Source organism: Streptomyces sp. XY431, from assembly GCF_001279805.1.
Classification (GTDB): domain Bacteria; phylum Actinomycetota; class Actinomycetes; order Streptomycetales; family Streptomycetaceae; genus Kitasatospora; species Kitasatospora purpeofusca.
On record NZ_LGDO01000302.1, the window covers coordinates 39,325 to 64,409 of the forward strand.

Annotated in this window: 20 protein-coding genes and 1 pseudogene; 11 read left to right on the top strand and 10 right to left on the bottom strand. The window is 72.1% G+C overall.

Going from position 1 to position 25,085, the window contains the following annotated elements:
- Positions 1-105: 105 nt before the first annotated feature.
- Positions 106-1,206: a citrate synthase 2 gene (locus ADK60_RS24295; protein WP_045937634.1), complete on the bottom strand. Its 1,101-nt coding sequence runs from the start codon at positions 1,204-1,206 to the stop codon at positions 106-108.
- Positions 1,207-1,622: 416 nt separating this feature from the next.
- On the opposite strand from ADK60_RS24295, the gene pdxH reads away from it, so the two are divergent.
- The 4 genes from pdxH to ADK60_RS47795 all read left to right on the top strand — a co-directional run bounded on the left by pdxH (position 1,623) and on the right by ADK60_RS47795 (position 10,737).
- Positions 1,623-2,255: a pyridoxamine 5'-phosphate oxidase gene (gene pdxH, locus ADK60_RS24300; RefSeq protein WP_053648928.1), complete on the top strand. Its 633-nt coding sequence runs from the start codon at positions 1,623-1,625 to the stop codon at positions 2,253-2,255.
- A 244-nt stretch (positions 2,256-2,499) separates the two neighbouring features.
- On the top strand, positions 2,500-4,065 hold the full coding sequence (locus ADK60_RS24305) for a TIR-like protein FxsC (RefSeq protein WP_159400549.1): 1,566 nt from the start codon (positions 2,500-2,502) through the stop codon (positions 4,063-4,065).
- Entirely contained in the window at positions 4,062-8,183 is a 4,122-nt protein-coding gene (fxsT, locus tag ADK60_RS24310; protein WP_053648879.1) for an FxSxx-COOH system tetratricopeptide repeat protein, read from the top strand. The genes ADK60_RS24305 and fxsT overlap by 4 nt, the downstream gene beginning before the upstream one ends.
- 256 nt (positions 8,184-8,439) lie before the next feature.
- A complete protein-coding gene (locus ADK60_RS47795; RefSeq protein WP_053648883.1) occupies positions 8,440-10,737 on the top strand; it encodes an FxsB family cyclophane-forming radical SAM/SPASM peptide maturase in 2,298 nt (765 codons plus the stop codon).
- 22 nt (positions 10,738-10,759) lie between these two features.
- Here ADK60_RS47795 and ADK60_RS24325 read toward each other — a convergent pair whose 3' ends face one another.
- The 4 genes from ADK60_RS24325 to amcB form a co-directional block, all read right to left on the bottom strand.
- Positions 10,760-11,479, bottom strand: a complete 720-nt coding sequence (locus ADK60_RS24325) for a hypothetical protein (protein WP_053648885.1) — start codon at positions 11,477-11,479, stop codon at positions 10,760-10,762.
- A 22-nt stretch (positions 11,480-11,501) separates the two neighbouring features.
- Complete coding sequence (locus ADK60_RS24330) at positions 11,502-12,188, bottom strand: pentapeptide repeat-containing protein (RefSeq protein WP_053648887.1); 687 nt, start codon at positions 12,186-12,188, stop codon at positions 11,502-11,504.
- A gap of 62 nt (positions 12,189-12,250) precedes the next feature.
- Positions 12,251-12,424 carry a multiple cyclophane-containing RiPP AmcA gene (gene amcA / locus ADK60_RS45840; RefSeq protein ID WP_199839743.1) on the bottom strand — a complete coding sequence of 58 codons (174 nt, stop codon included), beginning with the start codon at positions 12,422-12,424 and terminating at the stop codon, positions 12,251-12,253.
- Positions 12,421-13,563 carry a cyclophane-forming radical SAM peptide maturase AmcB gene (gene amcB / locus ADK60_RS24335; protein WP_053648889.1) on the bottom strand — a complete coding sequence of 381 codons (1,143 nt, stop codon included), beginning with the start codon at positions 13,561-13,563 and terminating at the stop codon, positions 12,421-12,423. The genes amcA and amcB overlap by 4 nt, the downstream gene beginning before the upstream one ends.
- A gap of 144 nt (positions 13,564-13,707) precedes the next feature.
- On the opposite strand from amcB, the gene ADK60_RS24340 reads away from it, so the two are divergent.
- Positions 13,708-14,925 (top strand): helix-turn-helix domain-containing protein, encoded by a 1,218-nt coding sequence (locus ADK60_RS24340; RefSeq protein ID WP_199839744.1) that lies wholly within the window; start codon positions 13,708-13,710, stop codon positions 14,923-14,925.
- A gap of 62 nt (positions 14,926-14,987) precedes the next feature.
- Here ADK60_RS24340 and ADK60_RS24345 read toward each other — a convergent pair whose 3' ends face one another.
- Complete coding sequence (locus tag ADK60_RS24345; protein ID WP_053648893.1) at positions 14,988-15,182, bottom strand: DUF397 domain-containing protein; 195 nt, start codon at positions 15,180-15,182, stop codon at positions 14,988-14,990.
- A gap of 2 nt (positions 15,183-15,184) precedes the next feature.
- Positions 15,185-16,054: a helix-turn-helix domain-containing protein gene (locus tag ADK60_RS24350; protein ID WP_053648895.1), complete on the bottom strand. Its 870-nt coding sequence runs from the start codon at positions 16,052-16,054 to the stop codon at positions 15,185-15,187.
- Positions 16,055-16,335: 281 nt separating this feature from the next.
- On the opposite strand from ADK60_RS24350, the gene ADK60_RS24355 reads away from it, so the two are divergent.
- From ADK60_RS24355 to ADK60_RS45850, 3 genes and pseudogenes are all read left to right on the top strand, one after another.
- On the top strand, positions 16,336-16,713 hold the full coding sequence (locus ADK60_RS24355; RefSeq protein ID WP_159400550.1) for an ATP-binding protein: 378 nt from the start codon (positions 16,336-16,338) through the stop codon (positions 16,711-16,713).
- Between the two features lie 149 nt (positions 16,714-16,862).
- Positions 16,863-17,585: pseudogene (locus tag ADK60_RS48185) on the top strand (NAD(P)-dependent oxidoreductase); the annotation flags it as partial.
- The gene (locus ADK60_RS45850) at positions 17,510-17,764 is read left to right on the top strand and encodes a hypothetical protein (RefSeq protein WP_199839746.1); all 255 of its coding nucleotides are present in this window, start codon (positions 17,510-17,512) and stop codon (positions 17,762-17,764) included. The pseudogene ADK60_RS48185 and the gene ADK60_RS45850, both read left to right, overlap by 76 nt.
- A 56-nt stretch (positions 17,765-17,820) precedes the next feature.
- On the opposite strand, the gene ADK60_RS24370 is transcribed toward ADK60_RS45850, so the two are convergent.
- Positions 17,821-18,513: a TetR/AcrR family transcriptional regulator gene (locus ADK60_RS24370; protein WP_053648903.1), complete on the bottom strand. Its 693-nt coding sequence runs from the start codon at positions 18,511-18,513 to the stop codon at positions 17,821-17,823.
- 107 nt (positions 18,514-18,620) lie between these two features.
- Between ADK60_RS24370 and ADK60_RS24375 the strand changes: the two genes are divergently transcribed.
- A complete protein-coding gene (locus ADK60_RS24375) occupies positions 18,621-19,853 on the top strand; it encodes an FAD-dependent monooxygenase (RefSeq protein WP_053648930.1) in 1,233 nt (410 codons plus the stop codon).
- 539 nt (positions 19,854-20,392) lie between these two features.
- On the top strand, positions 20,393-21,499 hold the full coding sequence (locus ADK60_RS45040) for a trypsin-like serine peptidase (protein ID WP_159400551.1): 1,107 nt from the start codon (positions 20,393-20,395) through the stop codon (positions 21,497-21,499).
- A 468-nt stretch (positions 21,500-21,967) separates the two neighbouring features.
- Here the strand turns inward: ADK60_RS45040 and ADK60_RS24385 are convergent, their stop codons facing one another.
- Positions 21,968-22,915 carry a DUF4231 domain-containing protein gene (locus tag ADK60_RS24385; RefSeq protein WP_053648907.1) on the bottom strand — a complete coding sequence of 316 codons (948 nt, stop codon included), beginning with the start codon at positions 22,913-22,915 and terminating at the stop codon, positions 21,968-21,970.
- A 291-nt stretch (positions 22,916-23,206) separates the two neighbouring features.
- Positions 23,207-23,971 carry an SIS domain-containing protein gene (locus ADK60_RS24390; RefSeq protein ID WP_045937624.1) on the bottom strand — a complete coding sequence of 255 codons (765 nt, stop codon included), beginning with the start codon at positions 23,969-23,971 and terminating at the stop codon, positions 23,207-23,209.
- Positions 23,972-24,191: 220 nt separating this feature from the next.
- Between ADK60_RS24390 and ADK60_RS24395 the strand changes: the two genes are divergently transcribed.
- Entirely contained in the window at positions 24,192-24,884 is a 693-nt protein-coding gene (locus ADK60_RS24395) for an iron-dependent transcriptional repressor DtxR (RefSeq protein WP_045937623.1), read from the top strand.
- Positions 24,885-25,085 lie beyond the last annotated feature (201 nt).

The following is a 25,085-nucleotide window of genomic DNA, read 5'->3' on the forward strand; positions in this document are numbered from 1 at the left end:
ACGCCCGTCCGCCCGCTGAGATGCCCCCGACCCGCCCGCGAGCTGCGGAAACAGCGGGTCCGGTCGGTATCCGGACCCGCTGTCGGGGGAGCTGCGACGGTGGTGTCAGCCGGCGATGGCCTCGAAGCCCTCGATGTCGCGGGGGCTGCGCGGGCCGGGGCCGATGTAGCGCGCGGCGGGGCGCACGAGGCGTCCGGTGCGCTTCTGCTCCAGGATGTGCGCCGACCAGCCGGCGGTCCGGGCACAGGTGAACATCGAGGTGAACATGTGCGCCGGGACCTCGGCGAAGTCCAGCATGATGGCGGCCCAGAACTCGACGTTGGTGGCCAGCACGCGGTCGGGGCGGCGGTTGTGCAGCTCCTCCAGCGCGGCCTTCTCCAGCGCCTCGGCGACCTCGAAGCGCGGCGCGCCGAGCTCCTTGGCGGTGCGGCGCAGCACGCGGGCGCGCGGGTCCTCGGCGCGGTAGACGCGGTGGCCGAAGCCCATCAGGCGCTCGCCCTTGTCCAGGGCGTTCTTGACCCAGGCGGTCGCGTCGCCGGTGCGCTCGATCTCCTCGATCATGCCGAGCACGCGGGACGGCGCGCCGCCGTGCAGCGGGCCGGACATCGCGCCGACGGCGCCGGACAGGGCGGCCGCGACATCGGCGCCGGTGGAGGCGATGACCCGGGCGGTGAACGTGGAGGCGTTCATGCCGTGCTCGGCGGCGGAGGTCCAGTAGGCGTCGATGGCCTTGACGTGCTTGGGGTCGGGCTCGCCGCGCCAGCGGATCATGAACCGCTCGACCACGGTCTCGGCCTTGTCGATCTCGCTCTGCGGGACCATCGGCAGGCCCTGGCCGCGGGCGGACTGGGCGACGTACGACAGCGCCATGACGGCGGCCCGGGCGAGGTCGTCGCGGGCCTGCTCGGCGTCGATGTCGAGGAGCGGCTTGAGGCCCCAGACCGGGGCGAGCATGGCGAGGGCGGACTGCACGTCGACCCGGATGTCGCCGGAGTGGACGGGGATCGGGAAGGGCTCGGCGGCCGGCAGGCCGGGGTTGAACTTGCCGTCGACCAGCAGGCCCCAGACGTGACCGAAGGAGACATTGCCAACCAGGTCGTCGATGTCGACGCCTCGGTACCGCAGGGCGCCGCCTTCACGGTCGGGTTCGGCGATCTCGCTCTCGAAAGCGACGACGCCTTCGAGCCCGGGTACGAAGTCGGACATGCACGGCTCCTTCAGTTCTGCGATCGGCGGACCTCCGTGGTGGGGAGGCACACCAGTGACCGAATGGTGGTTGGCACTCGGTGCCAGGGTGACAGGCACGGGGTGCATTGCGCCATACACCACCATGGTGATGTTTCCCGAGGGCCCGCTTGACTTTTCGCCCGAGGGCCGGTCGTGCCCGGCAAATCTCCGGAACCAAGGGTGCGGTTCGGGACAAATCACCGTACGACGGGCGGCCAAGCGGTGGCGAGTCACCTTATCTCCCACCGGGGTTTGTCCGGAGGTAGCGGTGCCGGTTGCTTGTCGTACGGGATGATGTTGACGTGCAGACCCCGGACCGCGCCCAGTCGACGCCCCTGCCCCCCGCCACCCGGATCCTGGCCGACGAGGCCCGACCCGGGCCGGACCTCGCCGTGATGCGCAAGCACTACACGCACGAGGGCCTGGTCGAGGAGGACCTCGCCGCCGAGCCGATGGGCCAGTTCACCCGGTGGTTCCACGACGCGGACGAGGCCGGGGTGGCGGAGCCCAACGCGATGGTGCTCTCCACCGCCGACGCCGAGGGGCGGCCCAGCTCGCGCACGGTGCTGCTCAAGGGGTTCGACGCCCGCGGCTTCGTCTTCTTCACCAACTACGGCTCCCGCAAGGGCGCCGAACTCGCCGTCAACCCGTACGGCGCACTGCTCTTCCCGTGGGTCGCGCTGGCCCGCCAGGTGATCGTCCAGGGCCGGGTGGAGAAGGTCGGCCGGGACGAGACCGCGGCCTACTTCCGCACCCGCCCGCACGGCTCCCAACTCGGCGCCTGGGCCAGCGAACAGTCCAGCCCGGTCGCCTCGCGCGAGGTGCTGGAGCAGCGCTACGCGGAGCTGGAGCGGCGCTACCCGGAGGGCGAGGGGGTGCCGGTGCCGCCGTTCTGGGGCGGGTACCGGGTGGTGCCGGAGAGCGTGGAGTTCTGGCAGGGGCGGGAGAACCGGCTGCACGACCGGCTGCGCTACCTCGTCGACCCGGCTGCCCCGGCGGGCTGGCGGGTGGAGCGGCTCTGCCCGTGAGTCCGGCCGGGCCGTGCCCGCGGGGCGGTCGGGGTCGTGCACGCGGGACGGGTCGGGTCGTGCCCCCGTGCATGCCCGTGCGGGCGTCGGTCCGGGCCGTGCCCGTACGCCCCCGACCAGGCCCGTAGCCCCGCGGGGTCGCACTTGTGACGACACCACTACACCTTCCTTCGCCCACCGGCTGACCTTGCGTCAGCCCGCCAGTAAGGTGGGGATGTTCACCGGCTCGGTGGGGGGTTTTTGGGTGCGGCCGTACTTCTTCTTCAGCTACGCGCGGCGGGACCACCTGGCCGGGGGTGCCTTCGTCGACCAGTTCTTCACCGACCTGCGGGACGAACTGGCGCGGATCGAGCCCGAGGCCGGTCCGGGCGAACTGGCCTACCGGGACACCGAACGGCTGCGGATCGGCGACGACTGGGAGCGGCAGCTCTCCCTGATGCTCGGCGCCAGCCGCACCATGGTCGCCCTCTACTCGCCCGCCTACTTCGCCAGCCCCTACTGCGGCAAGGAGTGGACCGCCTTCGACCACCGGACGCGGCGCCACGAGGAGCAGACCGGGGAGAGCGTCCCGGCCCTCATCCCCGTCCTGTGGGAGCCGCCGCCCGAGGACCTGCCCGTCGAAGTCCGGCGGATCCAGTACATGCAGCACGACTTCGGCGCCGAGTACGCCACCGGCGGGCTGCGCCACCTGCTGCGGACCGACCCGCAGGGCACGGCGTACCGCAAGGTGGTGCGGGTGATCGCCGAGCGGATCCGGGAGGCCGCCTCCTGGCGGGTCGCCGAACTGCGGGACCTCGACCTCGGGCAGGTGGAGGGCTGCTTCCCGGTGGAGGAGGTCGCCCCGGTCGCCGCCCGCAGCAGCCTGGTCCGGCTCTTCGTCGCCGCGCGGCGGGCCGGCGACCCGCCCGCCGTGGTCGGCGGGGCCGGCGCGGTCAACGGCGACCGGTTCCCGGCGCAGCGCTCCGAGGCGGACAGCGTGCGGGCCGACAGCGTGCGGGCCGACGGCGCGGGCGGCGGTGCGGGCGGTGGCGTCGGCGGCCCGGACGGGCCCTACCAGGGCGGCTGGTACGGGGCGCACCCCCGCGACTGGGCGCCCTACCACCCGCCCCGGCTGCCCTCGTTGGCGGTCCAGGCCCAGCAGGTGATCACCCGGGCCGGGCACAGCACCAGCCTGGAGACCGTCGGCCCGGACCTCGCCGACGCGCTCGACCGGGCCCGGGAGAACAACGAGGTCAGCGTCCTGCTGGTGGACCCCTGGGCGGCCGGCGCCGAGCCCTTCCGGCAGGCGCTGCGCGACTTCGACCGGCAGAACCACCCGGTCACCGCCGTCCTGCTGCCCGACAGCACCGACGACCCGCCGGCCGGTCCGGCGCGCGCCCGGCTCTGGGAGGGGGTGCGCGAGGTGTTCGCGCGCACCTGGTTGCACCGGTCCGGGCCCGAGCCGCTCTTTCGCATCCACATCCGGCGGGAACGATTCGAGCGTGAGCTGCTCTCGACCGTGACCGTCGCCCAGAACCGCCTGCTCGACCAGCTGGACGACGACCCGGTCGCCGCCCGGGCCCAGTTCGGGCTCGGTCCGGACCCGCGACCGATGCCCGGCCTCACCATCCCGGCCTGGCCGCCCGTTCCGCCGGCGCCGCCCGTCTCCCCGGGCCCGCCCGTCCCGCGCCCGGGGAACGCCCCCGGAGCGGGGGCCGGCGCCGGGGCGGGGGCCGGCGCCGGGGCCGCGCCGGGGCCGAGGGGCGCCCTGCGCGAGGAGACCGTGCCCCTGACCAACCGGGCGCCCAGTGAAGGAGAAGCGGACCGATGAGCGTTGAGCACGCCGCCCTCGCGGACCACGGGTCCGCGGCCCTCGCGACCCCCGGCACCGGCACGGTCGTCACCTTCTACTCCTTCAAGGGCGGCACCGGCCGCACCATGGCGCTCGCCAACCTGGGCTGGATCCTGGCCAGCCAGGGCCTGCGCGTGCTGGTGGTGGACTGGGACCTGGAGGCCCCGGGCCTGCACCGCTACTACCACCCGCTGCTGGTCGACCCCGAACTCCACGGCACCGACGGGCTGATCGACATGCTCCGGGCCTACGTCGACGAGGCGCTGCCCGGCCCGGACCGCCGCGGCCCGGGCCCGGACCCCCGGGAGTGGCTGGCGGTGCCCGGCCGGCTGGAGCAGTACCTCTGCGGCCTGGCCCTCGACCTCCCGGACGGCGGCAAGCTCGACCTCATGCCCGCCGGCCGGCAGAACGCCGCCTACTCGGCCGCCGTCACCAGCTTCAACTGGCGCAGCTTCTACACCCGCGCCGACATCCGCGGCGCGGAGTTCCTGTACGCGCTGCGCGAGCAGTGGACCAGCAGCTACGACTACGTGCTGATCGACAGCAGGACCGGCGTAAGCGACACCTCGGGCATCTGCACCGTGCTGATGCCCGACACCGTCGTCGACTGCTTCACCCTCGGCGCCCAGAGCATCCGCGGCGGCGTCGACGCGGCCCGCGCCATCGTCGACGCCGACGAGCGCGAGATCCGCGTGCTGCCCGTCCCGATGCGGGTCGAGGACGCCGAACGCGCCGGACTGGCGGCCGGGCGCGACCTCGCCCACGACGCCTTCGACCCCTACCTGGAGCGCTGGCTGAGCCCCGAGCGGCGGGCGGACTACTGGCGCGACGTCGAGGTGCCGTACAAGCCGTTCTACGCCTACGAGGAGGTGCCGGCCACCATCGTCGACCGGCCGCAGCAGGGCCGCAGCCTGCTCGCCGCCTTCGAACGGCTGGCCGCCTGGCTCACCGACGGCCGGGTCAGCACCCTGCGCCCGCTGCCCGACCTGGCCCGCCGCCGCCTGTACGCCGCCTATCTGCGCACCGGCCGCACCCGCTCCCGCCAGGTGCACGTGAGCTACGCCCCCAAGGACCGGGTCTGGGCCGAGTGGATCTCCGAGACCCTGCGCGGCTTCGGCTACCTGGTCAGCCTGCACAGCGCCGCCGTCCCGCTCGACCCCGGCCCGGCGCACGGCGGCGCGCTGCCCGAGGCCGCCGGACCGCTGGACGGCGACGGCCGGCTGCTCGCCCTGCTCACCCCCGAGTACACCGCCCTGCCGCGCGCCCGGGAGATCTGGCGCCGGCTCACCGGCCAGGCGCCGGTCGGCGACTCCGGCGGCCTGCTCGCCGTGCGGATCGGCGGTGCGGAGGGCATGGAGCCGCCGCAGTTCGCCGGACACCGGGCCCTGGACCTCGCGCTCGGCTCCGCGGAACAGGCCGAGGCCCAGCTGTTCGAGCTGATCGGCCCGGCGCCCGGCGCCGGGCGCTGGATGGAGACCGGCGGCACCGGCGAGACCGCCGTGCCGCACCCCACCCGGTTCCCGGACGGCCGGCCCTCGGTCCAGGAACTGCCGCCCCGGCTGCCCACCTTCACCGGCCGGATGCGCCTGCTGGAGGCCGTCCGCGACGGCTTCACGGCCGACAGCGACGCCGCGCCCGTCCAGGTGCTCTACGGCATCGGCGGGGTCGGCAAGTCCCAGGCCGCGATCGAGTACGCGCACCGCTTCGCGGCCGGCTACGACGTGCTGTGGTGGGTCCCGGCCCAGCAGCCCGCGGTGATCCCGCAGAAACTCGCCGAACTCGCCCCCGGCCTCGGCCTGGAGACCGACGGCGACGTCACCAGGACGGCCCGCGCCGTCCTCGACGCGCTCGCCAGCGGCCGGCCGTACCACCGCTGGCTGCTGCTCTTCGACAACGCCGAGGACCCGGAGCTGCTGGACCCCTGGCTGCCCGCCGCCGGACCGGGCGGCCACGTCCTGGTCACCTCCCGCGACCGGCGCTGGGCCCGCCGCCCGGGCCGCACCGAGGTCGAGGTGTTCGACCGGGCGGAGAGCGTCGAACTCGTCCGGCACTTCAACACCGGGGTCGAGCGGGCCGACGCCGAGCGGATCGCCGAACTCCTCGGCGACCTGCCGCTCGCCGTCGGCCAGGCCGCCGCCTGGCTCCAGGAGACGCCGATGCCGGCCGCCACGTACGCGGACCTGCTCGACGAGACGCTGACCGACATCCTCGACCGCTCGGTGCGGGGCGCGCCGGTGGCGGTGGCGGCGGAGGAGGACGCCGAGCACGGCTCCGCCGAGGAGGAGGCCGTCGGGAGTTCCGCCGTCCCGCTCGCCACGGCCGCCACCTGGCGGATCGCCGGCTCCGACCTGCGCCGGATCAACGCCCCGGCCGCCCGGATGCTGGAGGTCTGCGGCTTCCTCGGCCCCGAGGCCATCCCGATCTCGATGCTCTACAGCCCGCCGGTGATCGAGGCGATCGGGCTGGTCGGCCCGGGCACCGCCGACCAGCGGCTCGCGGTCGGCGAGATCCTGCGGACCGTCAACCAGTACAACCTCGCCCGCTACGACCACACGGCCGGAACCCTGGTCGTGCACCGGATCGTCCAGGCCCTGCTGCGCGAGCAGGTCGGGGAGGCCGACCGGCCGCGGGTCCGCGCCGCGGCGCACCGCGCGCTGGCCCTCGCCGACCCCGGCGACCCGGACGCGCCGCACAACTGGCCCCGGTACGGCGAACTGCTGGCCCACCTCTGGCCGTCCGGGGCGGCCGAGTCCACCGACCCGGCGGTCCGGCAGTGGATCGTCAACTCGGTCCGCTACCTGTGGCGTCGCAGCCTCCACGACGCCGGCCGCGAGCTGGCCGAACGCGTGCTCGCCCAGTGGCAGGAGAGCGGACCGCAGAGCGTCGAGGCCGAGGTCAGGGTCCAGCTGCTGCGCGTCCAGCTCGGCAACATCCTGCGCAGTCAGGGGCTGGTCCGGGAGGCGTACGAGACCGACCGGGACGCCTTCGACCGGCTGACCGCGCTGGTGGGGCGGGAACACCGGGACACCTTCCCGGCGGCCACCAGCCTCGGCGGGGACCTCCGGCACCTGGGCCGCTACCAGGAGGCCCGGGAGCTGGACGAGGTGACGCTCGCCGGCGCGCGCCGGGTACTCGGATCCGACCACCCGCGCACCCTGATGATCGAGAACAACCTCGCGGTCTCCATCATGCTCGCGGGCGACTTCGCCGGGGCGCTGGCCACCCACGAGGTGCTGTACCACCGGAAGTTGGAGCTGTTCGGCAGGCGCAGTCCGTCCACCATCCGCGACGGGCTCCTCCGGGGACACCTGTTGCGCGAGGTGGGGCGGCCCGTCGAGGCGCTGGCGCAGTTGGAGAAGACCGTCCGCCGGAGCCGGGACGTGCTCGGTGAGGAGCACGACGACACCCTGCGGGCGAGGCGGTACCGCAGCGCCACCCTGCGCCGGCTGGGCCGGCTGCCGGAGGCCCTGGTGGAGGCCGAGGACGTCCACCGGCAGTTGTACGGGCGCTACGGGCCGGACCACCCCGGCACCACGGGTGTCGCCGGGACCCTCGCGGCGGTACTCGGCGCGCTCGGGGACGGCGAACAGGCCGTCCTGCTCGCCGACGAGTCGTACCGGTACCACCGCGACCACCTCGGCGACGGGCACCCGATGGAGCGCCTGGCGGCGGGCAACCTCGCCGTGGCCCTCCGCCGGGCCGGCCGGAGCGACGAGGCACGCTCGTTGGCCTGCGAGGTGGCGGACGACCTGCTCCGGCTGCTCGGCGACCGGCATCCGTGGGTCGCGGTCGCCCGGTTGAACCGGGCCAACGACTCGGCCGGTGCCGGTGCGTACGGTGAGGCGGCGGCCCTCAGCTCGGCTGCCGTCCGGGTCCTGGTCGACCGCTTCGGCCCGGATCACCCGGACAGTCTGGCGGCCTCCGCGAACCTCGCCCTGGCGCTCGCCGCTGTCGGCGACCGGGAGGGCACGGACCTGGGTGCACGGACCCTGGCCCGGGCCCGTGCTGTGTCGTACCTGGGTGACAACCACCCGCTCACCGAGTCGATCAGGGTGAAGGAGTGGCTGGACACCTCGATCGAGCTCCCGCCGGCGTGACGGTGGGCAGGCCACAGACGAAGGGGAACTGGCAATGGAGTCGACCGTGGAGCCGCATGCGGTGACCGAGCGGACCGAGGAGCGCGTCCCCGGGCGACGCCCCGGTCTCACCGAACTGGCGAGCTTGGACGCGGGTGAGTTGGCGAGCCACCTCGCACTGGCCCTGCCGGGTTTCGGGGCTCGCCCGGTCTCACCGTTCGACTCTGCGATCTGATCACCAGGGTTAGTCCGCACCGGCGGTTGGAAACGTGCCGTCATGACGTTTCCTCCGCCGCCGATCACGCAGTTCGTCCTGAAGGTCCACAGCCGGTGCGACCTCGCCTGCGACCACTGCTACGTGTACGAGCACGCCGACACCGGCTGGCGGTCCAGACCGCGGGTCGTCGGGGAGGCCGTACTGGCGCGGGTGGCGGAGCGGATCGGGGAGCACACGGCCGCGCACGGGCTGACCGTCGTCCGGGTCGTCCTGCACGGGGGTGAGCCGCTGCTGGCCGGGCCGGAGGTGTTCCGGCGGGCGGCCGGGCTGCTGCGGGCGGCGCTGCCCGAGGTGTGCGACCTGGACCTGCGGGTGCACACCAACGGCGTCCGGCTGGACGAGGCGTACTGCGAGCTGTTCGACGAGCTGGGCATCCGGGTCGGCATCTCGCTGGACGGCGACCGGGCCGCCAACGACCGGCACCGCCGGTTCGCGAACGGGCGGTCCAGCCATCCGCAGGTGCTGCGGGCCGTCGGGCTGCTGCGCGACCCGCGGTTCCGGCACCTGTACGCGGGGCTGCTCTGCACCGTGGACGTGGCGAACGACGCGGTGGCCGTGTACCGGGCGCTCGCGGAACTGGAGCCCCCGGCCGTGGACTTCCTGCTCCCGCACGCCACCTGGGACCGCCCGCCGGAACGCCCGCCAGGCGCGGGCGCGACGCCGTACGCGGACTGGTTGCTGACCGTGCACGAGCAGTGGGAGGCGGACGGCCGCCCGTTCGCCGTCCGGACCTTCGACTCGGTGCACCGGACGCTGTCGGGGCTGCCCGGTCTGAGCGAGGCGCTCGGGCTGGAGCCGGTGGACCTGGTGGTGCTGGAGACGGACGGCACGTACGAGCAGGCGGACAGCCTGAAGACGGCGTACGACGGCGCGCCCGGGACGGGGATGGACGTCTTCCGGCACAGCCTCGACGAGGTGGCCGGGCACCCGGGCATGGCGGCGAGGCAGTCGGGCCTGGACGGGCTGAGCGCGGAGTGCCGGGCGTGCCCGGTGGTGCGGTCCTGCGGGGGCGGGCTGTACGCGCACCGGTACGGAGGCGGGTCGTTCGACCGTCCCTCGGTGTACTGCGCGGACCTGAGGGCGCTGATCGACGGTCTGGCCGCGCGTGCGGGGGTCGGCTCACGGCCCGCCCCGCCGCCGGTGGACCTCGCCGGGCCGGGGCTCACGGACGAGCAACTGGAAGAACTGGCGGTGGGGTTGGGCGGTCCGGAGACCGTGCGTGCGCTGGCCCGGTCCCAACTCGCGCTCACCCGGACGATGCTGGCCGCCGTGCACGGCTCCTCGGGGCTGGCGCGGTCGGAGGCGTGGGAGCTGCTGGCGGAACTGGACGCCGTCGAACCGGCGGCTGTGGACGCGGTGTTCGCCCACCCGTACGTCCGGGCGTGGGCGGCGCGACGGCTGAGCGGCGATCCGGGGGCGGGGCTCGGCACGCTGGCCGAGCTGGCTGCGGCCGCGGCGGTGCGGGCGGGGCGGGGGGACAGCGTGGCGGTGCCGGTCCGGGACGGGGTGCTGCACCTGCCGACGCTGGGGCGGCTGGTGCTGGGCGGGGGCGTGCGGGAGGCGCGGGTCAGCGGCGGGCGGGACGGCTGGACGGCGCGCGTGGATGACGGCGCGGTCGCCGGTTCGGGTGACCCGCGCTGGCAGCCGCTCCGGAGGGTCGGGAGGGGGATCGCGATGGAGGACGTGGATCCGCAACGGGGGGTGCACCGGTGGCCGGTGGAGGAGCGGTTGAGCGGTGCTGAGTACCTGAATTGGGCCGGGGATTTTCGGGGGGCTGCGGACCTGCTTGACCGCGATCTGCCCGAGTACGCGGCCGGCCTGTGGGCCGGATTGAGCACGGTCACACCGTTGCAGCGGAGATCGGACGGGCGCGACGTCAGCTCGGCCGCCCGCCAGGCCTTCGGCGCGGTCGCAATCGCGCGGCCGCGTGGTGCGGAGACGTTGGCGTTGTTGCTGGTGCACGAGTTCCAGCACGTGAAGCTGGGGGCGGTGTTGGACCGGGAGGAGCTGTACGACCGGGGGGATACGAGGCTGTTCGAGGCGTTCGGCCTGACGCCGAGGCCGATCGGCTCGCTGTTCCAGGCCGTCTACGCGCATCTCGCGGTCACGGCGTTCTGGGGCACCCGCGCGCACGGGGGGACGGAGCCGGCCCGGGCCCGATTCGCGCACTGGCGAGCCCTGACGGACGAAGCCGTGGATTTGCTGGCCGACAGCGGAGCGCTGACCCCGGTGGGGAAGCGATTCGCCGACGGGGCAAGGGCGTCGGTGGACCCCTGGCTGCGGATCACCGGGGGGTGACCCGGTGCTCGGGCTGCGAGCGTCAGATCAGCGATTCGAGGCCACCGCGTGGCCAGCGGCCGAGCCAGAACGCGGCGGTGGACGGCTCGGGTTGGTCCTCGGTGGAACCGTCGTGGGGCAGCAACTCGGTAGGGGCTATGTAGCCCTCCCCGGGGTCGAGCCGAAACCGGTACACGCGGAGTGGGAGTCCACGGCTGATGTAGGCCCGTAGGTCATCGGTGTGTGGGTAGCGCATCTCGGCATCGGTGTGGAGGGCGGCGCAGATGGCACGGATGTCGAGGTTGCCGAGCAGGAGGTAGCGGGTGCCGGGACCAAGGTTGAAGCACAGGCGGCGGCGTCCGGTGTGCTTGGACGAGTAGGGCAGGCGGTCCCAGTTGTCGACGTGAAGGCCGATACGGCGGCCGTCGCGGTAGTTCGGGGTGGTGGTGAGGGTCTTGGCCGGGCTGGCGGCCTGGCCGAGGTGGACCGCGTCCCGGTCGCCCAGCAGGTCGGCGAGGCTTGCCAAGCCGCCCGCCGGGGCCGGGCCGTCGGGTAGCTTCACCAGCTCCACCAGCGTGCTGTCGGCGTTCTGCGCGGTGGGCTGGAGGTCGACGGCCTCGGCGGCGGTGAGGGGCTGCCAGGGGCCGTCCGGGAGGACGGCCCCTGCCTCGTAGCCGAGGTCGCCGTGGGCGGTGCGAACGGCGGCGGTGTCGCACCGGGCTCTGAGAGAGGAGGGGTCGGTATGAGCGACGGCGAAGGTCACGCGGGTTTCCTCCGGGGCTGGTTCACCGGTCGTCGAGGGTGTCTGCGAAGGTCACGTCGAGTTCGGCGATCAGGGCTTCGGCGAGTTCGGCCTGCTGGGTGCGGTCGATGACGACTTTGGCGAGGTGGGCGATGCCGCGCAGGGCGGTCAGGTCGTTTCCGCGCAGGTCGAGGCCCTGGTACTTGCCTCGGCCGAACTCGGTCAGCCGCAGGGTGCAGGTGTCGAGGACGGAGCCGGCCAGGTCGCAGCCGGTGAAGGACGACTCGGTGAGCACACATTTGGTGAAGGCGACCGGGCCGGTGGCTCGGACCTGTTCGAAGACCGAGTAGTCCAGCTTGCAGTTGTCGAACAGGACATTGTCGAGGGTCGTGCCGGTGATGGTGGCGCCCATGATCCTGCAGTTGCGGAAGACGACGCGGGAGAGCTTGCTGCCGGTGACGCGGGCGGCTGCCAGGTCGCAGGTGTCGAACTCGACGGAGTCGAGGCGGACCTGGTCGAGCTGGAAGCGGTCGGCCCGCAGACCGGTGACGCGGCCGGTGATCAGGCGGGTCTCGGCGAGGTCCAGGTCCCGGAGATCGGTGTCGCCGTACTGGAAGTCCTGGACCAGGCCGCGTGCGGACTCCAGGGTGGTGACGTTGGACAGGTAGAGGCCGGGTTCGTTCAGGCGGGGCAGGGCCACGGTGACGCGGCCGATGGTGATGCTGTCCACGGGGCTCCGATCTTGGGCCGTGCCGGGCCCGCACCGCGCGGTGCGGGCCCGGCACTGTTCGGCTAGTCCTTGTTCGGCCAGTTGTCCCAGGTCGGCCGGTTGTCGAACGACGATCCGGCGTTGTCCCAAGTGGGCCGGTTGTCGAACGGGTCGGCGCTGGGGCCGGTCACGGCGGCACCGGTGAGGTCGGCGATCACGGCGGTGTCGCTGGTGGCCAGGAGTTCGAGCAGGGTCATGCGGCTTGCTCCTCACGGACGGTATCGGACAGGGCTGTGACCAGGGCCTGCCGGGACACGCGGCAGTGGTTTGTCTCGCTGGTGTCCAGGCGGCCGTTCTCGAAGTAGCGATTGCCGGCGTGGGCTCCTCGGCAGAAGCCGAAGAACTGGCAGGTGGCCTCACACTCCTCCAGGCCGCTCAGGAACTCGCGCACGTAACGGAGCTGGTGTGCGCGGTCCAACATGGAGCCGATGGTCTGCTCCAGGACGTTCCCGGCTCGGAAGTCCTCGTAGGCCGGGTCGGTGATCCCGGCAAGTTCGGGGGACAGCAGGACGACGTCGCCGTTGGAGGCGACGGTCGGAATGGGGTCGATCAGCGTGCGGTCCCAGTCGTCCTGGCGGCCGTCGCGGACGGCCCGCAGGTAGGCGCCGAGCCGGTCGACCTCGCGGACGGTCAGGCCGGGGTGGACGCGGGACCAGGCGATGGTGCGGCGCCAGAACTCGCGGGCCTGTTCGACGGTCGGCACTGCGCGGTCGGTGTTGACGCCTTCTCTCTCCTCCATGTTCAAGCCGACGGAGTGGCAGCCGAGGTCGGTCATGAAGCTGAGCAGTGTCTCTGGGGCACCGATGCTCTCAGCGCTGACGACCGAGATCGCGGAGAAGCGGATTCCGTGCTCGCGCAGCCGTCCGATGCCCTTCATGATCCGGTCGAAGGCGGGGCGGCCGGACCGGTCCACGCGATGCCGGTTGAGGGCGTCGGGGCCATCGATGCTGACCCCGACGCGGAAGCCGTACCTGGTGAAGAAGTCGCACCATGCCGGGGTGATCATCACCGCGTTGGTCTGTATCGAGTGCTCGACCAACCCGGCCTGCCGCAGCGGCTCGAACGGGGCCAGCAGCTCGGCGAGCCGGGTCCGACCGACGGCCAAGGGCTCGCCGGCGTGCCAGACGACCTCGACCGGTCGCGGCGAAGTCGTGTCGGTGAACTCGGCGATCGAGTGCGCGACGGCCTCCGAAACGGGGATCGGCATCGGGGTTCGCCGCCTGCGGTGCGGCAGGTAGCAGTAGAAGCAGTCCAGGTCGCACAGGGTGTCGCCTTGGACGATGACCGTGTTGGGGCGTCGGGCGATGCGGTGCCGGTAGCGGGCGAGGGTGTGCATCGTGCGGTCCTCCGGGAGGTATGCGTGCGCACTGGTGCAGTGCCGGCCAGCGTGTTCTGCGAGCCAGCCGGTGGAACCACCTTGGCCGGTGGTGTGTCGCCGAACCAGCTCCGCGTCCTATAGGTCGGCCCTATATTTCGAAGGGTGGCCGAGGAGTTGGACGTGTGGACCCACCCGGATCTGCGAGCCGCGGTGGCGGCCGGGGACTGGCCGGCGGTCCTCAAGAGGTGGCGGGCACTGACCCGCAGCAGTCAGAGCAAGCTCGGTGCTCTGGTCGGGCTCGCCCAGCCGGATGTGTCGGCGATCGAGAACCGGCGCCGGGAGGTGACCTCGATCGAGGTGCGCCAGCGGATCGTCACCGGGCTGGGCGTCCCGGTGGAGCTGCTGACCGGACGGGCCGAGGAGTTGCCGCTGCCCTCGCTGGTGCTGCCCGGGGTCGTGGCCGACCCCGAGGCGGACCGGCTGATCAGGGTACGCGGCGGGATGCGGCTGGATGCCGCGTCGCTGGACGCGGTGGAAAGGCTGCTCGCCGAACACCGCCGGGCCGAGGACACTCTCGGGGCGCGGGTCATGAACGGAGTGGTCACCGCGCAATTCGCGCAGGTGGCCACGTTCTACGACCAGGCTCGCGGACCGCTGGCGGACCGCCTGGTGAAGATCCTCGCGGAGTACGCGCAGTTCCTGGCGTGGCTCGCGCAGGACCAGGACAACGCCCCGGTGGCGCTCGGCTGGTTCGACCGCTCGTACGACTGGGCGTTGGAGTCCGGCTACGGCGACATGGCGGCCACCACCATGAGCATGAAGGCCCACCTGGCCTGGTCACAGGGCAACGGCCGTCGCTGTACCCGGCTCGGGGAAGCCGCTGCGGCCACACAGGGCGCGAGTGCGGCAACCAGGGCCATGGCGCTGCAGATGGCCGGCCGTGGACACGCCTTGGACGGGGACGGGGAGAGCGCCTACCGCCGCCTGGACGAGGCCCAGCGGATCATCACCGGCATCACCGATGCCCCGCCTTGGCTGTACTTCTACGGCGAGTCCTGGTTCGCCGCCCAGCGTGGCATGGCCGAACTGCACCTGGGGCGATGGTCCAGCGCGGTGGACAGTCTTCGGGAAGGGCTCGACGGGTTCGGCGCCGGGTTCCGTCGGGACCGGGCCTGGTACGGGGCGTGCCTGGCGCACGCCTACGCGGGAGCCGGCGAAGCCGAGCAGGCCCTGGCCTGCGCGCTTGGTGTACTCACCGACGCCAGTGAGGTCGGCCGACCGCATTCCTGGGGCGAACTGCACACCGTGGCCTCCGTCCTGCTTCGGCAAGGTGCCCGCGAGGGGCGAGCCCTGGTCGACGCGCTGGCGGTGCTGGACTGAAGGTTAGAGGGGTGTTCGGGGCTGCTCCCGCGCGGGCGCGGGAGCAGCCCCAGGGGCAACGCTCAGTGGGTGAAGTGGTCGAACTCGCCGGCCTTGGTGCCCTGGATCCAGGCGGCGAGCTTGGCCTTGGTGGTGGTGATGGCTATGGCGGGGTCGTCGGACTCGCGGATGTGGATGAGGCCGCCGTCAGCCGCGATCTCGACGCAGTCGGCGGCGTCTCCGCTGTAGCTCGACTTCTGCCAGTTGAGCTTCTCCATGGCTACCTCCCCAGGAGTTTGTACCGGACGTGCTGGATCATGCCCCACGAGTCGCGAAAGGCGGGAGACGGCCCAGGCGCAGCTGCGTCCAGTGGCGGAAGCGCCATGCCCTTGAGCCGGTCGAACTTCCTTCGGAACGTGGCCACACCCTCAGGATCGCCCAGAAATGTCGGGCCGTGGGGGTTCTCCAGGAGAACGGTGTCCAATCGAGAGTGCGGCCCGTGCATCAGGACGAATGCCGTGTCGGTCGATGAGTAGACCGTGCAGTCGAACGGGAGAATCTGGATCGTCACGTGGGGGAGGCGTGCCATCTCGATCAGATGGCTCAGCTGTCCACGCATGACGGCCGGACCGCCGTACATCATGTGCAGGGCTGCTTCATGGATCACGGCGTGGAAGGGCGGCGCGTTCTCCGCTGTGATCAACTGCTGGCGTCGGCGCCTGAACTCCGCTTTCTTCTCGGCATATTCGAGGATCACCTCGCTGTACGCCTTGGTCTGCAGCAGGCCAGGGATCAGATGGGTCTGGTAACTCCCGATCGAGGCCGAGGAAGCCTCGAACTCGGCCAGGTCGAGAGCTTCCGAGACCACATGGGCTCGATACTCGCTCCACCATCCCTTGCCGTTGCTCCGGCACATGGCGACGAGTCCGGCCCGGTACTCGGCGTCGTTGACGCCGCACGTGTCGAGCCAGAGGGTGAGTCGCTCAAGGTTGAGGCCGAGCCTGCCAGCCTCGGTGTGGCTGACGGCGGGGCCCTTCATGCCGAGCACATCACCGATCTCGGCAGCGGACAGGCCGGCGGTGTTGCGGAGACGTCTCAGCTCATCGCCGAATCGGCGCTGCCGTTCGCTGATGTCGGTCCTGAACCCCACGTACGTGCCTTTCTGCGCGGACGAGTGACCTCGAACCCGAAGCCTACGGAAAGTGTAGGACTGCCCACAGAGTGTGTTGCACAGTTGAGGGACTTGCGCCTACAGTTGCTTCGACCGCTCGCCGGACGGTTTGTCAGTAATGCTCATATTTACGGCAGTTGGTACCGAACTGCCCGGGCACCGAAGAGCACTCGCATGCGGCGCCTCCAGTCCCGCAACGGGCTTGTTCACGGCGACAGACCCCGAGGTGTGCCCCTACCTACACCGCAGGGAGATTCCCCGTGTGTAACCCCAACCTCAACTCCCCCTCCCTCACCCTTGCCCGGCAGTTGTTGCGCGAGGCCATGGCGCGCGCCGGGTGGGACGACGCGCGCATCTTCGACGCCGAGCTCGCGCTGGCCGAACTGATCGTCAATGCCTGGCGGCACGGCCGTACCGCCGCGCCCGTCGTCCTGATCGCCATCCTCGACCGAACGCTCCGCGTCTCGGTCGGCGACGAGAGCCACGACCTCCCCGAGCAGCGACGATCGCCCGCACTCGGCGAACTCGCCGAGTGCGGGCGGGGACTCCAACTCGTCGAGGGGCTCACCCAGCGCTGGGGTGCCGATCCCCAGAAGAGAGGCAAGCTCGTCTGGTTCGAGCTGGACTCCGCCGCGTGACCGTCGCCGTCGCACTCCTCCTCCTTGCCTCGGCGCTGGTCGGGGCGGTTGGCGAGGTGATGACACGATCGCTGCGGGATCGGGTCGACCGGGCGGGCAGCACGGTCGGCGATGCTCCGCGCCGGGCGGGGCGAACGTAGGTGCCATATATGGCACCGTGGCCCTCGCCCCGGCCGGGCGAGGGCCCACCGCGTAAACCCCACCGCGTAAACTCCGGGCCTGTGAACGAGCAGCCTCCGGTCCTGGTCACCCGCCGTCTCGCGCCCGGTGTCGTCGAGCGCCTCTCCGCGCAGCTCCCGGCCACCCTGCACGACTCCGAACTGCCGATGAGCCGCGAGGAGTTGCTAGCCGCCGTCCGCGGCCGGCAGGCCCTGATCACCACCCTCGACGAGCGGGTGGACGCCGAACTCCTCGACGCGGCTGGTCCCGGCCTCGAAATCGTCGCCAACCACGCCGTGGGCTACCACAACGTCGATGTGGCGGCCTGCACCGAGCGCGGCATCACCGTCACCAACACCCCCGGGGTGCTGACCGCCGCCACCGCCGACATGGCGTGGGCCCTGCTCCTCGCCGCCACCCGCCGGCTCGGCGAGGGGGAGCGGCTGCTGCGCTCCGGTGAGCCGTGGGCCTGGGCGCCGACCTTCATGCTCGGCCTGGAGCTCTCCGGCACCCAGCTGGGCGTGCTCGGGATGGGCCGGATCGGGCAGGCGGTGGCCCGCCGGGCCAAGGGCTTCGACATGCCCGTCCGCTACCACAACCGCAACCCGCTGCCGCCCGAGCAGGCCGACGGCGCCGAGTGGCTGCCGCTGGAGCAACTGCTCTCCACCTCCACCGTCCTGGTGGTCACCTGCCCGCTGAGCGAGGCCACCCGGCACCTGCTGGACGCCCGCCGGCTCGCCCTGCTGCCGCCCGGCGCGGTGGTGGTCGCGATCTCGCCCCGCACCTGGGCAGCGCCACCGTCCGCACCCGCCAGGCGATGGGCAACCTCGCCGTCGACAACGTCCTCGCCGTCCTCGCCGGGAAGGACCCGCTCACCCCGGTGGCGCGGTAGCGGTAGCAGTGGCAGTAGCGGTAGCGCCCCGGCTCATGGGCCGGGGCGCCGTCGTCTCATGAGCCCGCGCGCCGGGCGATCAGCGTCTCCAAACCGTCCAGGATGCGCTCGACCCCGAACGTCAGGGCCTGGTCCCGCCCTTCGGCCGGCGCGGTCATCGCGGTCAGGGTGGCCGGGTAGTCGTCGCCGTGCTCCCGCAGCACTCCGGCGAGGGCCGCGACGAGTCGGGACTCGGCCTCCGTGCCGCTCGCCCGCGACTGCTGGGCGATGCCGCGGACGTGGCTGGTCAGCAGGACGACGGCGTCGAGCCGCTCGCCGCCGGTGAGGCCCTTGCCGTCCAGTGCGGCCAGGGCCCGTTCCACCCAGGACAGTTCCCGCGGACCCATCAGGCGCGCGCCCACGGTCGTCTCCAGGAGCCAGGGGTGTTGCGCGAAGGCCCGGAACAGGGCCGTGGACCAGTCGGTGAGGTCCGTGCGCCAGTCGCCGGACGCGAGGTCCGGCGGGTTCTCGACCGCCCGGTCCGTCATCAGGGCGACCAGCTCCGCCTTGCCCGGCACATACCGGTAGAGCGACATCTTCGTCTTGCCGAGCAGCTCCGCGACGCGCTGCATCGACAGGGCGGCCAGGCCCTCCGCGTCCGCGACCTCGATGCCGGCCCGGGCGATGCCGTCCAGGCTCAGCGCGGGCTTGGGGCCCCGCCTGGGCCGGGCCTGCGGGCCCCAGAGCAGCTGTGCCAGTTCGTCCGCCATCGGTTCTCCCGCCCGCCGTCAGGCTTGCCACATCCCAAAACTGTGTCTACCGTACACAACAACAAACAGCGTCCGAAGGACACAGTTTTGATCGAGGGGTGGAACTCATGGGCACGAAGGTCCTGATCTCCGGAGCCGGTATCGCCGGACCGGCGCTGGCGCTCTGGCTCGGCCGGTACGGCTTCGAGGTGACGGTGGCCGAGGCGGCCCCGCGACTGCGCGGCGGCGGCCAGGCCGTCGACTTCCGCGGCACCACCCACCTGACCGTGCTGGAACGCATGGGCGTGCTCGACGACCTCCGCCGGATCCGCACCGGCGGCAGCCCCATGCGCTTCGTCGACGAGAGCGGGCGGACCAGGCTGCAGCTGCCCGCCGAGTTCGCCGGCGGTGACATCGAGGTCCTGCGCGGCGACCTCGTCCACGTCCTGTACGAGCACAGCCGCCCGTTCACCGACTACCGCTTCGGCGAGTCCGTCACCGAGCTCCACCAGGACGCCGACGGTGTTCACGTCCGCTTCCGCAGCGGTGAGGCCCGCACCTTCGACCTCGTCGTCGGGGCCGACGGGCTGCACTCCAACGTCCGCCGGCTCGCCCACGGACCCGAGGAGCGCTACGTCACCCACCTCGGCCACTACGCCGCCGGCTGGTCGCTGCCCAACTACCTGGGCATCGGCCCGGGGGAGGGGTCCGTCGGCCTCAATGTGCCCGGGCGGCTCGCCTCGGTCGGCACGAGCCACCGGGACCCGGGGACGGCCGCGGCCTTCTTCGTCTTCTCCTCGCCCGCGCTGGCCTACGACCGCCACGACCAGGAGCAGCAGAAGGCGATCGTCGCCGGGGCCTTCGCCGGGACGGGTTGGGAGGTGCCGCGGCTCCTGGCGTCCCTGGCCGAGGCCGACGACCTGTACTTCGACTCCATCAGCCGCGCCGACGTCCCGAACTGGTCCACCGGACGCGTCGCCCTCCTCGGCGACGCCGCCTGCGGGGCCACCATCGGCGGCATGGGCACCGGCACCGCGATCGTCGCCGCGTACGTCCTGGCCGGCGAACTGGCCGCGGCCGCCGGGGACCACACCGCCGCCTTCGCCCGCTACGAGGGCCTCCTGCGTGCGTACGCCCAGGGCTGCCAGAAGGGCGGCGACCGCGCGGGCCGGTTCCTGGCCCCCGGGGCCGTCGGGCTGCGGCTGCGCAACTGGTCGCTGAACCGCCCCCGCATCCTCGACTGGATGATCGAGGAGGGCCGGAAGGCGACCCATCTCGACCTGCCCGACTACCGCCGGTTCGAGACCCGGCCGGGTAGCGGCAGCACCACTCCAGCGTCCTGGTGGTCACCTGCCCGCTGAGCGAGGCCACCCGGCACCTGCTGGACGCCCGCCGGCTCGCCCTGCTGCCGCCCGGCGCGGTGGTGGTCGCGATTCGCCCAGGACCGCGCCGTCCTCGCCCCGCATCTGGGCAGCGCCACCGTCCGCACCCGCCAGGCGATGGGCAATCTCGCCGTCGGCAACGTCCTCGCCGTCCTCGCCGGGAAGGACCCGCTTACCCCGGTGGCGCGTTAGCGGCAGTAGAGGCGCCCCGGCTTTCAGTCCATCGGCCGCCCGGCCGGGGAGCTTCGGCCGGGCGACGGACAGGCGCGCGATGCCGGTCGCGGCTGCGACCCTCGACCTTCGGTATGCCGAGCGGGGAGCGGCACCTCATGTCGCCACATATCCTCAACCGGCCCCAAGGGGTATCAAGGGCGACATTCACGTCAAGTGCCAATCGGTCCGGGGAATCTCAGCCGAATGTGCTCGCATTTCGGCCGGGGTCGTTCTGTTTCGACTTCGATCATCAAGTGGTGATTACCGTCGTTTGACGTGCCATGCGTGCACAGAAAATCGACCGGATGGAGCTTGAATTGATGATGCGCCGAATAATGACAGCTGTTGCGGTGCTTGCTTTATCGGCGACTGGGGCGGGTGTTGCAGAAGCTTCCCCCGAAACTGCCCGGTCCGTTGTTGGCAGTGTCACGACGCTTGAACCCTCTCAGTCGACCGACTCGCTCACTGCCTTCTGGACGCCGGAGCGTCTGCGGCAGGCGGCGGAGAACCCCCTGCCCGTTCCTGCCGTCACCGCCGAGTCCGTAAAGGATTCACGTCAACAGACGCAACGGAATCAGGGAAAGTCGCGAGTGAGCGTCTCCGTGGCGGCAGACTCCGTGGCTCCGAGTCGTAAGAGCGCGACCGTGGCCTCGCCTCTCGCGGCCGGTGCGGCGGTCACCACCCTCTCGCGCTCGGACCTTGCATCGCCGCTCGGCTGGCAGGTCAACATCACAGGTAGGCTCTTCTTCTCCGTCGGCGATGGGTACGGCTCGTGCAGTGCCTCCGCCATCGTCTCGAACAACAAGAACTCGATCTGGACCGCGGGCCACTGCCTGCACGGCGGAAAGAACGGGAGCTTCTATTCGAACTTCGTATTTGCTCCCGGGTACGACGAAACCGCCCCATGGGGGTTTTGGCCCCTCCAGTCGCTCATTGTCTCGTCCGACTGGGCGGACAGTGGCGACCTCACTTCCGGTGACATCGGTGGCGGGATCGTCAGGGCACCGCAGCCTGAGTACGGAAACCTTCAGGACTGGACCGGTGCTTACGGCTACCGATTCAATGGCGACGCCGATGTCGATGGCGTCACTTCGCTGGGGTACCCGGTCGACGGATACAATCGAACGGGCGCAGAACTCCATGACGGAAGCAAGCCGATGTACTGCCACGGCAATGCTGTCGACGCCGGCAACTGGAACCCGTTCGACAATCGTCTGAAGCTGTCCTGCGATATGGGTCATGGGGCCAGTGGCGGTCCCATGGTCATCAATTTCGGCAATAACAGTCAAATCGTGGGAACGAACAGCCACCGACTTGCCGACGAGAATGGCAACTGGGTCGAGAACTATCTCTACTCGTCCAACCACGGCGGAAACGCCGCCGGTGTGATCAACTGGCTCAACAGCCACTGAGAACTCCGAGGGCAGTGGGTCTGCGGGACATGATCGGCAGACCCACTGCCACCTCCGCCGCTACCTGCCGGAGGGGCGGATCTGTCCCATCAGCGGCTGGGGAGGGTTCGTGCGCAGGAACTCCTCGAACGCTCCCGGGTCCTGGACGTACCTCTGCATCTCCGGCGAGAGCGGGAGGTCCTCACGTACCACCACGCGGCCCGAGTCGCGGGCCAGCCCCACTGCGGTGACTGAACCTGCGACACCAAGAACTCCTGCTGTGGCCACCAGCATCAGGCGCGTTCGCTTCATGACTGCCGCAGCTCCCCTTCCATAGCCCGCTCCAGTTCCGCCGACCACGGCGCACTGCGCGGCAACTTCCGTCCCTGCCAACAGAGTAGGAGGGTCGGGGATGTTCGGGTACTCGGATCCGGGCCCACCTCGACCTGCCCGACTACCGCCGGTTCGAGACCCGGCCGGGTAGCGCGGTCAGTACTCCCGGTCGGCCGCGCCGTTGACTTCGCGGCGGGCCTGCCAGGTGGTGTGCTCGCGGGAGACGGCGTCCTCGGCGTCGCGGGAGAAGCGGGCCCAGAGTTCTTCGGCGTCGGGGGAGTCGATGTCGAGGTGGGCGAGCTGGGCCCGGATCAGGGCGAGTTCGTCGGCGGCCAGGCCGTATGCGGCGGCGAGCGGGCGGTACTGGCGCAGTTGGGCCCAGGCGGTGACGGAGGCGGCCACGGCGGAGACGGCGCCGAGGGCGTCGAAGGAGAAGAGCCCCAGCGCCCGCAGTACCGCGAGCACCAGGCCGAGCAGCGGCAGCACCACGCCCGCCACCCCGGTCCAGAAGCCGGCCCGGGCGCAGAAGCGGGACTTGGAGCGGTACCAGTCCTGCTGCACCTGGATCCGTTCGCGCAGGTAGACGTCCCGGCGCAGGGCCAGCGGCTGTTCGCGCAGGGTGCGCATTGCGGGGGTGATCTGGCTCTCGGCGGGCCGGCCGGCCAGGCCGGGGCCGACCGCGCGGCTGTCCCGGAAGGCGTGCAGCACCCGGCCGAGCTGGAGGCCGTAGAGGCCCTCGGCGTCCGACAGCGGTCGGGGCGGCGGCTGGACGGCGTCGGCCCGGACGGCGAACTTCCAGGCCAGGGTCTTCACCGACTCGGCGGCGGCCCGGCCCTCGTACCAGAGGCCCTGCGGGTTCTGCCGGCTGGTGACGGCGGAGAGGCCGATCGCGCCGAGGTAGGCGACGGCGGCGAGCCAGGCCCACGGCCGGCCGTCGGCGGAGCCGGCTGTGGCGGCCGCGACCAGCAGCAGCAGTTCGGCGGCGGAGAGCCGGACGGCCCTGTGCTGCCCCTGCTGGGAGGCCGAGTCGGCCTTCCAGAACAGCTCGGGCAGCAGCTCGCGCTCCCGCACCACCCGGTCCGCCCCGCCCGTGCCCGACGTCATCCCGTCCCCCCGCTCGCAGTTCCACCACCCGCCCCGGCGGTTCTGCCCCGGCGGACGGCCCGGTACGCCTGGGCGGGCAGGCCGGTGCACCCGGACGGACAGGTGGGACGGGCCGGCCGGGGCAGGGCGAGCAGGCAGGGACGCCGTGTCGGCGCGGGTGTCCAGGACGGCCGGCGGGACGGTCGGCCGGGCGGCGTAGCGGGCCCGGTACCGGCCGCCGCGTCCTCGTACGCCGAACGGGCGGGGCGGAACGGAGAAGTCCCGGAAGGCGGCGGAAGGCCCCGGAAGGTCTCAGAACGTGTAGAAGATCCGGTCGGCGTTGTCGGTCATCTGCTTGGCGTTCCACTCGGTGCCGCCGGGCACGTTGCCCGAGCGGAACAGCGGCGGGGCGGCGCCCTCGCCGGCGAGGGCCGCGTCGGCCAGCCGCTCCACCGCCGAGGCGACCACGGCCTGCATCAGCGCGCTGGTGACGATCGTCGAGACCGGGCCGAAGGTGGTCTCGGCGCCGGGGTGGGTCAGCTCGCCGTCGCCGACCGCGATCTTGTTGTCCAGGACGACGTCGCAGTGGTCCTTGAGGTAGGTGCCGGAGGGGTGCCCCGAGGGGACCGCACCGGGGTAGGCCAGCGAGGTCAGTCCGATCACCTTCAGGCCCCGGCCCCGGGCGTGCTGGGCCAGCTCCACGGGCATGGTCTGGCGGCCCGAGAGCGAGATCAGGAACAGCAGGTCACCGCTGGTGGCGGGGGTGAGGTCCAGGGTGGTGGTGGCCAGTCCGGAGACCCGCTCCAGGGCGCTCGACAGCGGCGCCGGCATCACCGTGACCCCGGCCATGCCGGGGACCTCCAGCAGGTTGATCGGCACCAGCCCGCCGGCCCGGTAGACCACGTCCTGGGCCGCCAGCGAGGAGTGGCCGGCGCCGAAGGCGAAGACCCGGCGGTTCCCGGCGACCGCCTCGGCCAGCAGGGCGGCGGCCGCCTCGATGTTCTCCGCCTCCTCGGTCCGCACCCGCTGGAGGTGGGCGATCGCGGCCTCGAAGTACCGGCCGACCAGCTCGCTCATCTGCTGCCTTCGCTCTCTGCCGGTGGAGGCCCCGGCCGGGTGGGGCGGCCGTGATGGTCCGGACCGCTGGTGGAGAAAGCTACGGCGAGCACCGTGCTGCCTCACCGGTGCCGCTGTCAACAGGCACGAAATGCCGCCCCCGGGGCCTGGGGCGGGCCCGGTTGTCGTCGCGGTACGTCAGAATTGGCGGTGAGGATCCCGAGGAACGGAGCCAGCGGCGATGTCTGGGCTGATCGACACCACTGAGATGTACCTTCGCACCATCCTGGAGCTGGAGGAGGAGGGCATCACCCCGATGCGCGCCCGGATCGCCGAGCGCCTGGAGCAGAGCGGTCCCACGGTCAGCCAGACGGTCGGCCGGATGGAGCGCGACGGGCTGCTCCGGGTCGCGGGCGACCGCCACCTGGAGCTGACCGAGGAGGGCCGCCGGCTCGCGGTGCGGGTGATGCGCAAGCACCGCATCGCCGAGTGCCTGCTGGTCGACGTGATCGGGCTGGAGTGGGAGCAGGTGCACGAGGAGGCCTGCCGCTGGGAGCACGTGATGAGCGAGACCGTCGAGCGCAAGGTGCTCGCGATGCTCGGCCACCCGACCCAGTCCCCGTACGGCAACCCGATCCCGGGGCTGGACGAGCTGGGCGACGCCAAGGCCGAGGGCGAGGGCTTCGACGCCGGGCTCGTCCCGCTGGACACCGTGCTGCCGGGCGAGGACGGTGCCGACGTGGTGGTCCGCCGGATCGGCGAGCCGATCCAGACCGACGGCGAGCTGATGCGCACGCTGCGCCGGGCCGGGGTCCGTCCCGGCTCCACGGTGCGGGTGACCGCCGGGGTCGGCGGGGTCATGGTGGGCTCCGGCGACAGTGCGGCCGAGCTGGGCAAGGACATCGCCGCGCACGTCTTCGTCGCTCAGGCCTGAGGACGCCCGGGCCCGAGGACTCCCGGGCCCGAGTACGGCTCGCGCCCCGCGAGAGAACGGCCGGAAGGGCCCGGTGCTCCCCGTGCACCGGGCCCTTCCGTCCTCCCCGTTCCCTCCCGCTCCCGCGCCACCGGCCTCCCCGAACCCGGCCGGTGACGCGGCCCCGCCCTTCCCTCCCGTCCCCTCCGGTTCCCCTCCGTC

Excerpts from the sequence above, each read along its gene's own strand:
- ADK60_RS24295 (WP_045937634.1), bottom strand. The coding sequence starts at position 1,206 with ATGTCCGACTTCGTACCCGGGCTCGAAGGCGTCGTCGCTTTCGAGAGC.
- ADK60_RS24375 (WP_053648930.1), top strand. The coding sequence starts at position 18,621 with ATGGGCACGAAGGTCCTGATCTCCGGAGCCGGTATCGCCGGACCGGCG.
- ADK60_RS45040 (WP_159400551.1), top strand. The coding sequence starts at position 20,393 with ATGGAGCTTGAATTGATGATGCGCCGAATAATGACAGCTGTTGCGGTG.
- ADK60_RS24385 (WP_053648907.1), bottom strand. The coding sequence starts at position 22,915 with ATGACGTCGGGCACGGGCGGGGCGGACCGGGTGGTGCGGGAGCGCGAG.
- ADK60_RS24345 (WP_053648893.1), bottom strand. The coding sequence starts at position 15,182 with ATGGAGAAGCTCAACTGGCAGAAGTCGAGCTACAGCGGAGACGCCGCC.
- ADK60_RS47795 (WP_053648883.1), top strand. The coding sequence starts at position 8,440 with ATGACGTTTCCTCCGCCGCCGATCACGCAGTTCGTCCTGAAGGTCCAC.
- pdxH (WP_053648928.1), top strand. The coding sequence starts at position 1,623 with ATGCGCAAGCACTACACGCACGAGGGCCTGGTCGAGGAGGACCTCGCC.
- ADK60_RS24390 (WP_045937624.1), bottom strand. The coding sequence starts at position 23,971 with ATGAGCGAGCTGGTCGGCCGGTACTTCGAGGCCGCGATCGCCCACCTC.
- ADK60_RS24370 (WP_053648903.1), bottom strand. The coding sequence starts at position 18,513 with ATGGCGGACGAACTGGCACAGCTGCTCTGGGGCCCGCAGGCCCGGCCC.
- amcA (WP_199839743.1), bottom strand. The coding sequence starts at position 12,424 with ATGACCCTGCTCGAACTCCTGGCCACCAGCGACACCGCCGTGATCGCC.
- ADK60_RS24395 (WP_045937623.1), top strand. The coding sequence starts at position 24,192 with ATGTCTGGGCTGATCGACACCACTGAGATGTACCTTCGCACCATCCTG.
- amcB (WP_053648889.1), bottom strand. The coding sequence starts at position 13,563 with ATGCACACCCTCGCCCGCTACCGGCACCGCATCGCCCGACGCCCCAAC.
- fxsT (WP_053648879.1), top strand. The coding sequence starts at position 4,062 with ATGAGCGTTGAGCACGCCGCCCTCGCGGACCACGGGTCCGCGGCCCTC.